We start from the raw sequence: 15,254 nt of genomic DNA on the forward strand, positions 1-15,254 counted from the left end.
CGCAAGACAGATCAGCAGGCAACCTGAGCCACTTCATCTGAAAACGGAGTACCCGAACATGCGGAAACTTTTCAACCGGTCCCTCTCGCTCGCGATCTGCGCGGCCCTGTCGACGACCGCGATCGCGGCGACGCAGGCGTCGTTCGACGTCAACGAGCTCGACAAGAAGATCAGTCCCTGCGCCGATTTCAACGGCTTCGTCAACGCGAAGTGGGTCGCCGCGAACCCGATCCCGGCCGATCGCACACGCTGGGGCGCATTCGACCAGTTGCGCGAGCACAGCCTGCAGACCCAGCGCGATATCGCCGAGGCCGCTGCGCGTGACGCGAGCAAGGCGAAAGCCGGTTCGGTCGAGCAGAAGATCGGCTGGTTCTACCGCTCGGGCATGGCCGAGGGCACGGTCGAGAAGGCCGCCTACTCGCCGATCAAGGCCGAACTCGCGAAGATCGATGCGCTCAAGTCGAGCGCCGATATCGCCGGCTACATCAACGACAGTTTCTCGCGCGGCCAGAACGGCCTGTTCAGCATGAGCGCCGGCGCGGACTTCAAGAACTCGAAGATCCAGATCGCCTATGCGTTCCAGGGCGGCCTCGGTCTGCCGACGTCCGAGTACTACTCGAAGCCGGACTACGCGGAACTGCGCACCGCCTACCAGGCGCATATCGCGAAGGTGCTCGAACTGACCGGCACGAACGCCGCCGATGCGAAGAAAGATGCCGAGCAGGTGCTCGCGTTCGAGACGCGCCTGGCCAAGGCTTCGCTGGTGCCGGTCGAACTGCGCAAGCCGGAGAACCAGTACCACTTCGTCAGCCTCGCCGATGCCGACAAGGCGACGCCGAATTTCTCGTGGACGAAGTTCTTCGCCGCGCAGAAGGCCAACATCCAGGGCGGTTTCTCGCTGTCGCAGCCGACGTTCTTCGCCGAGATCGACAAGATGCTCGCCGACGTGCCGGCCGCACAATGGCGCACCTATCTGCGTTTCCATGCGATCGATTCCGCCTCGCCGTACCTGTCCAAGCCGTTCGCCGAGGAACATTTCGCGTTCAACGGCAAGACGCTGAACGGCCAGAAGCAGCAGGAGCCTCGCTGGAAGCGCGTGCTCGGCGCCGTCAACGAGACCATGGGCATGGCGCTCGGCGAGCTGTACGTCGCCAAGGCGTTCCCGCCGGAATCCAAACAGCGCGCGATGGAACTGGTCAACAACGTGAGCGCCGCGCTGAAGGTGCGCATCGAGAAGCTCGACTGGATGAGCGACGCGACCAAGCAGAAGGCGATCGAGAAGTGGTCGACCTTCCTGCCGAAGATCGGCTATCCGGACAAGTGGCGCGACTGGGCCGGCGTCACGATCACGCCGGACAACTACTATGGCAACGTGCTGGCGGCGACGCAGTTCGACTATGACTACGAGATCGCCAAGATCGGCAAGCCGACCGACCGCCTCGAGTGGGGCATGACGCCGCAGACCGTCAATGCGTACTACAACCCGACCGACAACACGATCAACTTCCCGGCCGCGATCCTACAACCGCCGTTCTTCGACGCCAAGGCGGACGACGCGATCAACTACGGCGGCATCGGCGCGGTAATCGGCCACGAAGCGACGCACGGCTACGACGACGAAGGCAGCCAATTCGACGCGCAGGGCAACAATGCGAACTGGTGGACGAAGGACGACCGCGAGAAGTTCGAGGCACGCACGGCCAAGCTGGTCGCGCAGTTCAACGACTACGAGCCGCTGCCGGGCAAGCATGTCAATGGCCAGCTGACGCTCGGCGAGAACATCGCCGATCTCGGCGGCATCAACGTCTCGTATGACGCGCTGCAGATGGCGCTGAAGAAGAATCCGGCCGAGAACAAGCAGATCGACGGCTACACGCCCGACCAGCGCTTCTTCATGAACTTCGCGCGAATCTGGCGCGGCTCCATCCTGCCCAAGCGCCAGGAGGTCCTGCTGAATGCCGATCCGCATTCGCCGACGCAGTACCGCGCCATCGGTGCGCCGTCGAACATGCCGGCCTTCGCCGAATCGTTCAGTTGCAAAGCCGGCGACGCGATGGTGCGCAACGAAGCGAAGCAGGTGAAGATCTGGTAATCGCGTCATGCCCTGCGACGACGGCGCCGCGCAACAGTGCCGTCGTTGCAGACATTCACGGCGTGGATTTGGCGCCGTCGCGCTCGAAGTTCGCGTAGAAGATACGATCGTTCTGGAAGCGCGCAACCGCGAAGTCGTAATCCTCGCCGCTGTACTGCGCCAGCATGGCCTGCAATGGTTTGCCCCCGACGAGGGTGATTCCGGTGCCGTACGTGCTCTGATTGCTGTAGATGCCGGTGAAGCTGTCGTTCCACGGCAGTGCATCGTAGAGCGCGAGGATGCCCGCGTACCACGGCGCGCCCGCTACGTTCGAGGTGAGCTGGCTGTAGGAGATGTACACCGCGCCATCGGATGCCGCGATCGCGCGCCCGGCCGTCGCGGTGGTCGCCGGAACGGTGATGCCGGAAACGCCGGCGGCGCAGGTATCGGCGTCCATGTCGGCGTACGCGATGCCATTCTGCGCCGGGCCGCTTTGCGCATACCAGGTACCGACGAGCACGACATGATGCGCATCGCGCTGGACGACGCTGGTCGCGACGAATCCGGAGTCTGCGGTCGCGCCGAGATCCACCCAACCGCTGGATGTGCACGTAGTATCCGGCGCACCGGCTGCAGTCAATCGCAACACCACTTCGGCGTCGTCATTGCTCGCGGTCTGCGCGCCACCGCCGAGATAGATTCGGCCAGCGCGATCGAGCATGACGGCGCCCGCGTGGTCCTTGCCGCCGACGACGAGGCCGATCGACTGCGTGTAGATCGCGCCGCCATTGAACGTCGGATCGGACTGGCCCGCCGCGGTCAGGCGCAGGGCGAGATACTGCGAGCTTGCTACGAAATCGCCGCTCAGCGTGGCATAGGTGCCTGCGAGAACCGGCCGATCGCTTGAATCGACTGCAACGTCCATGAAGCGGATGTAGTGACCGCTCGACGGGCACGCGACATAGACACCCCCCGTGGCGAAGCTGCCATCGATGACGCCATTGGCTGTGAAGCGCGCGACGTAGCTGCATTGATCGTTGGCGGTATCGCCGGCGACCAGAATGCGCCCCTGCGTATCGAGCGCCGCCGCGTTCACGTAGGGAATGGCCGCTGTGTAGCTTCCCGACACCAGCGAGAACGTTGCGCTGCCGCCGCTGCCGAAGGTCGAATCGACGACACCGGTCGGCTGCAGCCGAACCAGCGCGATACGGCCGCTCGTCGCACTGTCGATAGCGCGGCCGACCAGCACGATATTGCCGTTGGCCTGGGTCAGCACCACCTGACTGGTGTCCGCCTTGTTGCCGCCGAGGTCGAACGCGTACGTCGCATACCCGTTGAGCACAGGACCGAACGTGGTGTCCAGATCACCACTGGCGGCGAGCGCCCCATCGGCGCCGATCGCCGCAAACACCAGTAACGAAATACGAATGAAGATGTTCATGATGGTTGCTCTCCCTGAGTGACGCGGCGGCTTCAATAGCGAGATAGCGGTGCCGTCTGCGAGGCTGATTCTTCCGCACGAAATATCTTTGTCGCATCTGCGCTCCGTTGCGCTCTTCCAGCGCACAGTCGCGCCGGAACGAAAGCACACGCGGGCTGCCAATAGCGTCACACAACGACCGGCACGGATCGCATCCATGCGCATCCGAATTGCCGCAGCGCGCAATTCATTTCCTTGGGTCTGCGATTGAATGGGGCACCGGCGTATTCGTCGCCTACGTGAAGCGCGCCGAATGACATCGTCTTCGCGGATGGCCTCGAGAGCTGAGGCTACTCCTGTGTGAAGCAACGCGGCCCGGTCTCGCCGGGGCCGCATACCGGCTTCGACTCCCTTGGTCCCTCGGCGCGATATCCCGCCATCGGGCTCTGCTATTCCCGCCAATGACGAGGAGGCGGATAATTCGCCCCCGCTTCGATCTGCACGCCCATGGCTTTCGTACCCGGTCAACGCTGGATTTCCAATGCCGAACCCGAACTCGGGCTCGGTACCGTGGTGCGCCTCGATGGCCGCACCGTGCAGGTGCTGTTCGCGACCGCGGGCGTGCTGCGCCACTACGCGATGCACGCCGCGCCGCTCGCGCGCGCCGAGTTCCGCGTTGGCCAGAGGGTCGCCGGACAGAAGCAGGACTTCATCGTCGAGCGTGTCAGCGCGGTCGATGGCCTCCTGATCTACCACGCCGGTGAACGCACCTTGCCGGAAGCCGAACTCGACGATGCGCAGCCGATCTCGCACGCCGACGAGCGGCTGTTGTCCGCGCGCGTCGATCCTCCCGACAAGTTCGACTTCCGCATGCAGGCGCTGACGCGCCGCGCGGACGCGATGCGCTCGCCCGCCTACGGCCTCGCCAGCGCGCGCATCGACCTGATCGCGCACCAGTTGCGCGTCGCCGGCATCGTCGCGCAACGACGTCCGCCGCGCGCACTGCTCGCCGACGAGGTCGGCCTCGGCAAAACCATCGAGGCCGGCATGATCCTCGCCCGCCTGCTGGCGACCGGCCGCGTCGCCCGCGTGCTCGTGCTTAGCCCCGCCAGCCTGACCTGCCAATGGTTCGTCGAGCTGCTGCGCCGCTTCAACCTGCCGTTCGCACTGTTCGACGAGGAACGCTGCGAGGCGATCGAGGTCGCCGACGGCGCGCGCAATCCGTTCGAGGACGAACAGTGCGTGATTGCCGACATCGACTGGCTCGCCGGCGCGCCGAAGCGCGCGCAACAGGTTTCCGATGCGGAATGGGACCTCGTCGTCGTCGATGAGGCACACCACCTGGAATGGTCGCCGCTGACCAGCAGTGCGTCGTATGCGCTGGTCGAACGCCTGGCCATGCAAACACCGGGACTGATCCTGCTGACCGCGACGCCGCAGCAGCTCGGCCGCAGCGGCCATTTCGCGCGACTGCGCCTGCTCGACCCGGCGCGCTACGTCGACCTCGACGCGTTCGCCGCCGAAGCCGACGGCTACGCACAGCTGTCGGCCATCGCCAGCAAGCTGGTCGACGCCGCACCGCTCGATGCGGCCGAACACGCGCAACTCGCCACACGCTTCGCCGCCGATGCCGAATTGCTCGCGATGCTGGAGCGTTACGGCGAGGATCGCACGGCGAATGCGCCTGTCCTGCTCGACGCGCTGATCGACCGCCACGGCACCGGCCGCGTGATGTTCCGCAACCGGCGCGCGCAGATCGGTGGCTTTCCGCGCCGCGTCGCCGAACTCGCGGTCCTTGATGGCGGCGAGCTCGACGACGCGCAGCGCCAGCGCCTGCTCGCCGAATTCCACGCCGATGCGCAGGCGCATGCACCGGAAGGCGAGCATGACTACGCCAACGATCCACGCTTGCCCTGGCTGGTCGCGTTGATCGAGAAACTTGCCGGCGACAAGCTGCTGCTTATCTGTCGCACGCAGGCGAAGGTGCTCGCACTGGAAGAGGCGTTGCGCACCAGGAGCGGCGTCAAGGTCGCACGCTTCCACGAAGGCATGAGCATCATGCAGCGCGACCGCAACGCGGCCTGGTTCGCCGAAGCGGATGGTGCGCGCGTGCTGCTGTGCTCGGAAATCGGTTCGGAAGGCCGCAACTTCCAGTTCGCCCATCATATGGTCGTGTGGGATCTGCCGCTCGATCCGGACCTGCTCGAACAGCGCATCGGCCGCCTCGACCGCATCGGCCAGCGCCACGACATCGTGATCCATGCGACCGCATTCACCGGCACTGCGCAGCACGCGTTGCTGCGCTGGTATCACGAGGGCCTGGATGCTCTGCGCACGAGTCCGTCCGACGGCCGCGAGATCCTGCGCCGCTATCGTGCGCGCCTGCTCGCAGAGGCGGAACGCCATGCGCTCAGCGCCGAGGACCCCGATGTCGAGGTCGACGCACTGATCGCCGAAACGTCCGCGACCCACCGCGACCTCTCCGCACTCGTGCAGGCCGGTCGTGACCGCCTGCTCGAACTCGCGACCGAGCGCCATGCGCGCGAGCTTCCGCTCGGCGATACGATGCGCGCGCAAGACGACGACGTTGGCGCCGACGAATTCGTATTGACCCTGTTCGAGCAGTTCGGCATCGACAACGAGGAAACCGGCGCACGCACGGTCGTGCTCGACCCCGAGTACCTCAGCACCGACGGTTTTCCCGGCCTCAAGGACGGCCCGCAGCAGGTGACCTTCGATCGCGCGACCGCGCTCGCGCGCGAGGAGTTGCCACTGCTCCGACTCGATCATCCGCTGGTCATTGGTGCTCTCGACCTGTTGCTCGAGAGCGAACAGGGCAATGCCGCGATCCTGATCGATGCAGCGCTGCCACCGCGCACTGCGCTGCTCGAATGCGTGTTCGCGCTCGAATGCATCGCCGACCGGAAGCTCAACGTCAACCGCTTCCTGCCGCCGTTGCCGCTGCGCGCCGTCGTCGACACACGCCTGACCTCGCGCAACGACTACGTGCCGAATCCGACCAGTCTGTTCCGCGCGAAGGAGCAGCCGATCGATGCCGCGCGCTATCGCCCGCTGCTGGCCAAGCTCGTGCCGCCGATGCTCGCTGCCTGCGAAACCCACGCGCGTGGCCTCGCAGCGGCCGAGATCGGCACCGCGCTGACCGCTGCGCAGCGCGAACTCGATGCCGAGCATGCGCGCCTGAGCGCACTCGCGAAGGTCAACCCGTCAGTGCGCGCCAGCGAGATCGAAGCGATCGCGGCCGAACTCGATGCACTGCGCGAGGCGTTGGCAACCGCGGCGCCACGGCTGGATGCGATCCGCTTTGTGTGCAGCGCGGATATCGCCGCGCGCTGACGAACACCGCAGGGTGGGCCTCGGCCCATCATTGCCCGCTGGTGGGCCGAGGCCCACTCTACTTGCCTTGAGCGATCAGGTTCGTCGCATCCAGTAGGCCGGTCGCCGCCGCTTGTGCGCGACCGCCAGGATCTGCACTTCGCCATCGACCTCGCGGAAGATCAGTGTCATCGGGAACTGGCGAAGGTGCAAGCGTCGCAGCCCCGGCTCGTGCTCGACCGGAAAACGCTTCGGCGCCCCGCAGATGAGCGCAATGGCCGCTTCTATTTCATCGAGATATCGGGCGCCGAGACCGGCCTGACGCGATTCGTAGAACGCAACGTGTTCGAGGTGTTCGGCTTCCGCGGCCGGATGGAACACATGCCTCACTTCAACAGCGCCCGCGCCTTGCGGGACACGTCCTCGCCGGAAGCCAGCGAAACCACCCCTGCGTCGATCTCGCGGGCGCGCCGATCTGCCTGTTCCAGCCAGAGTCGCTCGCTCTCTGCAGTGGACAATGAATCGAGGCTCTCCAGCAGTTCCTGAGCGAGCTTGGCGCGATCCTCAGGTGGAAGATTGAGGGCTTCGCGTTCGAGGGATTTGAGGTTCATGGCCGCCAGTCTACCAGTGCCAGAGAGCGGCAGCTTGCGCAGATCGGGCCGATTGGCGTCCAACTCGCTGCCCCTCGCGCGCCAAGATTGTTGGGCGTCACTGCGGCCAGTCCAACCTGCGCTGACGAACAACGAATCCGTAGGGTGGGCCTTGGCCCACCATTGCGCGTTGGTGGGCTGAAGCCCGCCCTACTCGCTGAGGCGTGAGAACGCTTCGTAGGTTGGGGTGAGCGACGCGAAGCCCAACGCTCGTCATGCGCCGCAACTGTTGGGCATCGCTACGCTCAGCCCAACCTACGCACTGGATGACCAGCCTGCGGTTGTTGAGAAGCGCTCCGGCTTTCGCCGGAATGACGAGCTAGCCTTCCCAAATGACGCCACGCGTCAGGCCGCCCTCGCCTGCTTCATCAGCAACGCCAGCATCGCCGCGAGCTTGTCGCGCATCTCCCGCCGGTCGACGATCAGGTCGATCGCACCGTGCTCGACCAGGAACTCGGAACGCTGGAAACCTTCCGGCAACGTCTCGCGCACGGTCTGCTCGATCACGCGCGGGCCGGCGAAGCCGATCAGTGCCTTCGGTTCGCCGATGTTGATGTCGCCCAGCATGCCGAGGCTGGCCGAGACGCCGCCGGTGGTCGGATGGGTCAGCACGCTGATGTACGGGACCCCGGCATGGCGCATGCGCGCGAGCGCGGCCGAGGTCTTGGCCATCTGCATCAGCGAGAACAGGCCTTCCTGCATGCGCGCGCCACCGGTCGCGGAGAAGCAGACCAGCGGCATGCGCTCGGCCAGTGCGAGTTCCGCGGCGCGCGTGAACTTCTCGCCGACCACTGAGCCCATCGAGCCGCCCATGTAGCTGAACTCGAACGCGACCGCAGCGAGCGGATGGCCTTTCACCTTGCCGCGCATCGCGATCAGCGCGTCCTTCTCGCCAGTCTGCTTCTGCGCGGCGACGATGCGGTCCTTGTACTTCTTGGAATCGCGGAACTTCAGCGGATCGGTCGGCTCCAGCGTCGCGAACAGCTCCTGCGTGCTGCCTTCATCGAAGAACGCGGCGAGGCGCGCACGCGCGCGGATCGCGTGGTGATGGGCGCATTTCGGACACACCATCAGCGCGGCTTCGAGCTCGGGCTTGTACAGCACCGCGCCACAGCCGTCGCACTTCTCCCACAGACCCTCGGGCACCTTGCCCTTGCCGACGGTCTTCGTGCGCGCACGCGGGCCGACCAATTTCTGCAACCAGTTCATGTCGTAAACCTCTCCCGTATCGAGCGGCGGCGCCGCAATCGGCGACGAATCCGCTGGGAATCCGGATTCGCCGTTGTCATCCGAGTGCGTTGGCATCCGACTCGCCATTCCGTACCCCGTTCATCCTTCGATCCCTCGGTACGAACGACGGTAGCCGCTCGCCGGGATCGAACCACGGGCGCATCGAAACGCCCATGCAAGGCAACCTTGTTATCGTCCTGCCCGCGCTTCGAGCGCGGCGCGGATCGGCGCCAGGAAATCGCGCGCGCGGGCGCAGGTTTCCGCCGCATCCGCACTGCCGGCAAGCCGGTCGACCAATGCGCTGCCGATCACGACCGCATCGGCGAATTCGCCGATCGCCGCGGCCGACGCCGCGTCACGTACGCCGAAGCCGACCGCAACCGGCGTCTTCGCCTGGCGCTTGATCGCCGCGACGCGCTCGCGCACGGTGTCCATGCTGAGCCTGTCCGCCCCGGTGATGCCGGCGAACGAAACGTAGTATAGAAAACCCCGCGCCGCCGCGCAGATTTGCGCCAGGCGCGTATCGGAGGTGGTCGGTGCGGCGAGCATGATCTGCTGCAGGCCGGCGTGGCGCAGTGGCGCGGCCGCGTCGATCTCCTCGATCGGGCAGTCGACCAGCAGCACGCCATCGACGCCCGCGTCGATCGCCTCTCGCGCGAAACGGTCGGCGCCGTGGATCTCGACCGGATTCATGTAACCCATCAGCACGACCGGCGTATTCGCGTCGCGTGCGCGGAATTCGCGCACCCAGCCAAAGATCTGCTTGAGGCCGACGCCACGCGCGAGCGCGCGTTCGCTCGCATGCTGGATCACCGGGCCATCGGCCATCGGGTCGGAGAACGGCACGCCGAGTTCGATCAGGTCGGCACCGGCCGCGACCAGCGCATGCATCAGCTCGACCGTTGCGTCCGGCAGCGGATCGCCGGCGGTGACGAACGGGATCAGGCCGGTGCGGCCTTTGGCTCTCAGCTCGGCGAAGCGATTGTCGATGCGGCTCACAGCGAGATCCCTTCCCTGGCGGCAATCGTGTGCACATCCTTGTCGCCGCGGCCGGACAGGTTGCACAGGATCAGCCGGTCCTTCGGCAGCTCGCGCGCGAGCTTGATCGCCTGCGCGACCGCATGACTCGATTCGAGCGCAGCGAGAATGCCTTCACTGCGCGCGAGTTCGTGGAACGCGGCGAGCGCCTCGTCATCGGTAACGCCGACATAGGTCGCGCGACCGCTGTCCTTGAGAAACGCATGCTCGGGGCCGACACCCGGATAGTCGAGGCCGGCCGAGACCGAATGTGTCTCGGTGATCTGGCCGTCGTCGTCACACAGCACGTAAGTGCGGTTGCCGTGCAGCACGCCGGGGCGGCCGGCCGCGAGCGAGGCCGCGTGGTGGCCGGTCGCAATGCCCTCGCCCGCGGCTTCGGCGCCGACGATCGCGATCTCGCGATCGTTGAGGAACGCATGGAACAGGCCGATCGCGTTCGAGCCGCCGCCAACGCAGGCGGTCAGCACGTCGGGCAGACGGCCATATTGTTCGAGCATTTGCGCACGCGCCTCGCGACCGACGACCGAGTTGAAGTCGCGCACCATCTGCGGATACGGGTGCGGGCCGGCGACCGTGCCGATGATGTAGAACGTGTCGGCGACATTCGTGACCCAGTCGCGCATCGCCTCGTTGAGCGCGTCCTTCAGCGTCTTCGAGCCGGAGGTGACCGGCACGACCTGCGCGCCGAGCAGCTTCATGCGGTACACGTTGATCGCCTGGCGCTCGATGTCGACCGCGCCCATGTAGACCACGCAGTCGAGGCCGAAGCGCGCGCACACGGTCGCGGTCGCGACGCCGTGCTGGCCGGCACCGGTCTCGGCAATGATGCGGCGCTTGCCCATGTGGCGCGCGACCAGCGCCTGGCCGATCGTGTTGTTGATCTTGTGCGCGCCGGTATGGTTCAGGTCCTCGCGCTTCAGCAGGATCTGCGCGCCGCCGATCTTCTTCGACAATCGCTCGGCGTGGTAGATCGGCGATGGCCGGCCGACGTAGTACTTGAGATCGCGCTCGAACTCGGCGATGAACGCGGGGTCGACGCGCAGCGCCTGATACGCGGCATTCAATTCGGCGAGAGGTGCGATCAGTGTCTCGGCGACATACGAGCCGCCATAGTCGCCGAAGCGACCGCGTGCATCGGGATATGCGAAATAGTCTTCGATCTTGTTCATCGTGCTGCTGGATGGGTAGGTTCTGGCGCCACGCTGCGCACTGCGTCGACAAACGCGCGCATCTTCGCGACGCTCTTGATGCCGGGAGCGGTTTCGATGCCGCTCGACACGTCGACTGCATAGGGTCGCACGAGCGCGATCGCTTGCGCCACGTTTTGCGCGTCGAGCCCGCCGGCGAGCACGACGGGACGCCCCAGCTGCCTCGGTGCGCGCGTCCAGTCGAACGCCTCGCCGGTGCCGCCGGTCGCGCCGCCCGTATGGCTATCGAGCAGGAAACCGGCCGCGTTCGGGTGCTGCGACGCATAGGTCGCGACATCGGTCACCGAGGCCATCGGCACCGCCTTGATGTAGGGCCGCGCGAAACTCGCGGCGAATCCGGCCGCTTCGCCGCCATGGAACTGCAGGAGATCCGGCTGCACTTCGGCGATCACTTCCTCGATCCATCCGGGCTCGTCGTCCATGAACAGCGCGACCGTACTCACGAACAGCGGCAGCGCGCGGCGGATCGTGCGTGCCTGCGTGATCCCGACGAAGCGCCGGCTTCTGCGCGTGAACACCAGGCCGATCGCGTCGACGCCGAGACCGGCGGCGAACCGCGCATCCTCGGTGCGCGTGATTCCGCAGAACTTGATGCGCGTCGGGCTGTTCATGATTTGCAAGACCGGGCATCCTGCCGCGGCTTGCAACAAACGGTCGCGGCAAAGCCGCGCCACGTTTGTCGCGCCGAGCACTCGCGTGCTCGCCGCGGCGGCACGTCCTTGTGCCGAAGCATTGCATAGAGGCAGCTCATAGGGTCACCTCCGCGGGCAGCTTCCATTCGGCCGGATAGCGCGGCGCGAGGAAGGTCAGGCCGGACGATGGAGCAGTCGGCCCGGCAACGCTGCGGTCGCGACCGTGCAACAGCTCGGCCAGCCATTCCGGTGCACGCTCGCCACGTCCGATCGGCAGCAGCGAACCGACGATGTTGCGCACCATATGGTGCAGGAACGCGTTCGCCTCGATCTCGATCGAGACTTCGTCGCCGCTGCGCGTGATCGCGATCTCGCGCACGTTGCGCATCGGCGAGTTCGCCTGGCACGCAACCGTGCGGAACGCACTGAAATCGTGCTCGCCGATCAGGGCCTGCGCGGCGCGCTGCATCGTGTCCACCTCCAGCGGCGCGCGTTCCCAGGTCACGAAACGCGCGCTGAGCGCAGCACGGACCGGCCGGTTCAGGATCGTGTAGCGATAGCGCCGCGCACGCGCGCCGAAACGCGCGTGAAAATCGTCAGCGACCGGTCGCGCCCACAGCACGGCGACGTCGCGCGCCAGATTCGAGTTCGCCCCGAGTGTCCACCCGCGTTCGCTGCGCTCGGCCACGGTGTCGAAATGCACGACCTGGCAACGCGCGTGCACGCCGGCATCGGTGCGCCCGGCACAGGTCACCTCGACCGGATGCGCGGCGACGAACGACAGCGCGGCCTCGACCTCGCCCTGCACGCTGCGTCCGTGCGACAGACGCTGCCAGCCGAAAAAATCGGTGCCGTCGTATTCGATGCCGAGGGCGATGCGCATTGAGGGCTTGTGGCGGAAGACTGGAGATGGAAAGACCGGACAGAATACAGGCAGCGTTCGTTTCACGTGTCCGCAAACGACAAGGGCCGGGAAACCCGGCCCTTGTCGCGATGGAAAATGCCTTGGATCAGCGGATCTCGGCCATCAGCCGGTGCGCCTCGGCCTTCTGCGCCTCATTGCCTTCGGCGATGACCTCCTCGAGCATCGAGCGCGCGCCTTCCGGATCGCCCATGTCCATGTAGGCCTTGGCGAGGTCGAGCTTGGTGCCGATCGCATCGTCACCGGCAAAGAACTCCTCGTCCAGATGCGCGGCCGGCGCGGCGGCGGCGTGATCGTGCTCCACGTGCTCCACAGGTGCGACCGGCTGCTCGAAATCGAGCGGCGGAAGGTCATCGAAATCGAACCCCTCGGCGGCACGCGCCGGAGCCGTTGGCGCGGCGTGCGTCATGTCGTCGTGATTGAAGCCGAATCCGACCGCCGGCTCCGGATGCTCGGGCTGCTGCACGACCGGTTCCTCATGGTTGTGCGCGTAACTGCCGCCGCGATGTTCGAACGCCGGCCGTTCGACCGTGTCGGCATAGCCGACCGCGATCGCCGCATCGCTGTCGTCGTAGTGCGCGGCTCCGGCGAACAACGGATTGTGCGGTGCGAGTTCCTGGCCCATCGCCTGCGCCTCCAGCCATTCCGGTTGATGAGGGTCGGTCACGTACGCATGCATCTCGGTCGCCGCATCCTCGAACTGGGCGACGTTGCGCTCGGCGTAGTAGAGACTCAGCAATTCGAGGTGCAGGCCGACGTTGGACGGCTCATGCTGAAGCTGCTCGTGCAGGCTCGCCGCCTCCGATTCCATCGAAGCATGCGCCGCATCGGACGCGCCCCCGGTGGAGTCGCCAAACGAATCGGCGAGCGAACCCCGCGCGACAGCGGTCGCCGGCTTGCGTTTGCGCAGACCGAGCAGACCGAACAGCAGGAGCAGGATGCCGGCGGCGAGCGCGGCCGACTTGACCCACACCTGTTCGTACCACGGCGCCGTGGCAGGCAGCGGCTGCGGCTTGGGCTTGCTCACCGCCGTGGCCGGGGCCGATGCGGCAGGTTTCGGGGCTTCGCTGGTCGCATGCGCCGGCGCCGGCGCCGGATTCGTCGTGGTGGGCGGCGTCGGCGTCAACGGCGTTGTCGTTACCGTCGTGCCAGCCGGAGCAGGCGACGCCGCCACAGGCGTAGCGCCGTTAGCGGTGACAGCGGGCGCCGGCGAAACCGGTTTGCCGGCTTCGGCAGGCTTCGTTGTCGCCGCCTTGTCGGCGGTGTTGCCCCAAATGTCCTGCTTTCCGATCTTCGCATTCGCGGCGGCGGCAGCGGCAGCGGCTGCCCCTGCTGCCGCCGGAGTCGATGCCGACGGTGCAGCCGCAGGCGTCGGATGCGTAGTCGCGGGAACGCTTGCGACCGGTGCGGGAGCACTTGCCGTTGCCGTCGCCGCTGCGGGTGCGGGTGCGGGTGCGGGTGCGCTTGGCGGACTCGCCGGCTTGGCCGTCGGAGCGCCCGACTTCTCCTGCAACTGCTTGAGCTTCTGCTGCAGTTCGGCGATCTCGGAATCCTTGAGGCTGATCAGACGATCGTTCTTGCCTTTCAGGTCCTCGAGTTCCTTGACCCGCGATTTCAGCTCGCCGGCTGCCTGCTGCTGCGTGGTCAGCGCTTCCTTGGCACGCGCGAGTTCGGATTTGAGCTCGGTGGTCGCGGCCGCACTGCCGGCGCCAGCGCCGGGCCGGTCCGCCATCGCGAGACTGTCCTTACCGGCCTTCGGTGGGACCAGCTCGAGACGCTCACCGGATGTCTTGCCGTCTGACGCAACCGCCTTCGGTGCCTTCGCGGGCGCGGCCGGAGCCGAAGCGGGCGCCTTGCTGCCGGTGTCCGCCACCAGGGTCGGGCTGGCGCGACCGCCGCGCCAGTCCTCGACCTGCGAGTGCACCTGTGCGGCGGCCTCGCTGGCCGATCCGACTGCCTTGATCTCGTCGGCCGACGGAACACGCAGGATCGCACCCCGCTTCAGCGCGTTGATGTTGTCCTTGTAGAACGCATTCGGATTGTTCTTGAGCAGCGCCAGCATCATCTGGTTGATGTTGACGCCCTCGTTCGGACGCGAGGCGCGGGCGACTTCGGACAGCGTCTCGCCGGCCTCGACCGGGCCGTACTCGCCCTCTTTTGCGTTGTGCGCAGGCGTCTCGCGTGCAGGCTTCGCGCTGGCACGCGGGACCGGTGCCGGCGTGGGAGTCGCTGCGGCCGTCGGATGTTCGGCCGGCTTCTTCTCAGGCTTCGGGATCGACGCCGTCGCCGGCGTGGCCGGCAACGGGGACGTGCTCGCGCTGCGCGTTCCCGGCGCGCTCACCGGCGGATCGAGCAGCACGGTGTATTCACGCAGCAGGCGGCCCTTCGGCCAGTTCGCCTCGACCAGGAAATCCAGGTATGGCTCGCGCACCGCTTCCTTGCTGGTGACCTTGATGACCAGGTCGCCCTGCGCGCCCTTGACCACCGCGAACTCGAGCGGAACGCCCAGGCGCGAGCGGTTCAGGCCGATGCGCTCGAAATCTTCGGCGCCGGCCAGATTGACGAGCAGGCCTTCGGCCTCGCCCGCGGTGCCCTGGATGACCGGAATCTCCGCGTCCAAGGGCTGGTTGAGCTTGGACTTCACATGCACAGGCCCGAGGCCCAGCGCCAGCGCGTTCGTTCCGCCCAGCGCGAGCGCGATCGCAAGTGGCAGTTGCAGCGGTCGTTTCATCTAGGCATGCCCCCCGGAG

General features: G+C 66.4%; 11 protein-coding genes. 2 read left to right on the plus strand and 9 right to left on the minus strand.

The features are described 5' to 3' along the window. Positions 1-58: 58 nt before the first annotated feature. Entirely contained in the window at positions 59-2,092 is a 2,034-nt protein-coding gene (locus tag ABD002_RS15465; protein ID WP_343792665.1) for a M13 family metallopeptidase, read from the plus strand. Between the two features lie 55 nt (positions 2,093-2,147). Here the strand turns inward: ABD002_RS15465 and ABD002_RS15470 are convergent, their stop codons facing one another. Continuing rightward, entirely contained in the window at positions 2,148-3,512 is a 1,365-nt protein-coding gene (locus tag ABD002_RS15470) for an NHL repeat-containing protein (protein WP_343792667.1), read from the minus strand. 486 nt (positions 3,513-3,998) lie between these two features. Between ABD002_RS15470 and rapA the strand changes: the two genes are divergently transcribed. Further along, positions 3,999-6,845 (plus strand): RNA polymerase-associated protein RapA, encoded by a 2,847-nt coding sequence (gene rapA, locus ABD002_RS15475; RefSeq protein ID WP_343792669.1) that lies wholly within the window; start codon positions 3,999-4,001, stop codon positions 6,843-6,845. A 75-nt stretch (positions 6,846-6,920) separates the two neighbouring features. On the opposite strand, the gene ABD002_RS15480 is transcribed toward rapA, so the two are convergent. The 8 genes from ABD002_RS15480 to ABD002_RS15515 form a co-directional block, all read right to left on the minus strand. After that, positions 6,921-7,205, minus strand: a complete 285-nt coding sequence (locus ABD002_RS15480; protein WP_343792671.1) for a type II toxin-antitoxin system RelE/ParE family toxin — start codon at positions 7,203-7,205, stop codon at positions 6,921-6,923. A 5-nt stretch (positions 7,206-7,210) separates the two neighbouring features. Then, entirely contained in the window at positions 7,211-7,498 is a 288-nt protein-coding gene (locus ABD002_RS15485; RefSeq protein WP_343792673.1) for an addiction module protein, read from the minus strand. A gap of 321 nt (positions 7,499-7,819) precedes the next feature. Beyond that, positions 7,820-8,683 (minus strand): acetyl-CoA carboxylase, carboxyltransferase subunit beta, encoded by an 864-nt coding sequence (gene accD / locus ABD002_RS15490; protein WP_343793302.1) that lies wholly within the window; start codon positions 8,681-8,683, stop codon positions 7,820-7,822. Between the two features lie 210 nt (positions 8,684-8,893). After that, a complete protein-coding gene (gene trpA / locus ABD002_RS15495) occupies positions 8,894-9,703 on the minus strand; it encodes a tryptophan synthase subunit alpha (protein ID WP_343792675.1) in 810 nt (269 codons plus the stop codon). Next, positions 9,700-10,911: a tryptophan synthase subunit beta gene (gene trpB / locus ABD002_RS15500; protein ID WP_343792677.1), complete on the minus strand. Its 1,212-nt coding sequence runs from the start codon at positions 10,909-10,911 to the stop codon at positions 9,700-9,702. Before trpB ends, trpA begins: the two co-directional genes overlap by 4 nt. Next, positions 10,908-11,561 carry a phosphoribosylanthranilate isomerase gene (locus tag ABD002_RS15505; RefSeq protein WP_343792679.1) on the minus strand — a complete coding sequence of 218 codons (654 nt, stop codon included), beginning with the start codon at positions 11,559-11,561 and terminating at the stop codon, positions 10,908-10,910. The genes trpB and ABD002_RS15505 overlap by 4 nt, the downstream gene beginning before the upstream one ends. A gap of 136 nt (positions 11,562-11,697) precedes the next feature. Next, complete coding sequence (truA, locus tag ABD002_RS15510; protein WP_343792681.1) at positions 11,698-12,465, minus strand: tRNA pseudouridine(38-40) synthase TruA; 768 nt, start codon at positions 12,463-12,465, stop codon at positions 11,698-11,700. Positions 12,466-12,592: 127 nt separating this feature from the next. After that, the gene (locus tag ABD002_RS15515) at positions 12,593-15,235 is read right to left on the minus strand and encodes a motility hub landmark protein FimV (RefSeq protein WP_343792683.1); all 2,643 of its coding nucleotides are present in this window, start codon (positions 15,233-15,235) and stop codon (positions 12,593-12,595) included. Positions 15,236-15,254: the final 19 nt, after the last annotated feature.

This window comes from Dokdonella soli, assembly GCF_039523175.1.
Lineage (GTDB): Bacteria > Pseudomonadota > Gammaproteobacteria > Xanthomonadales > Rhodanobacteraceae > Dokdonella_A > Dokdonella_A soli.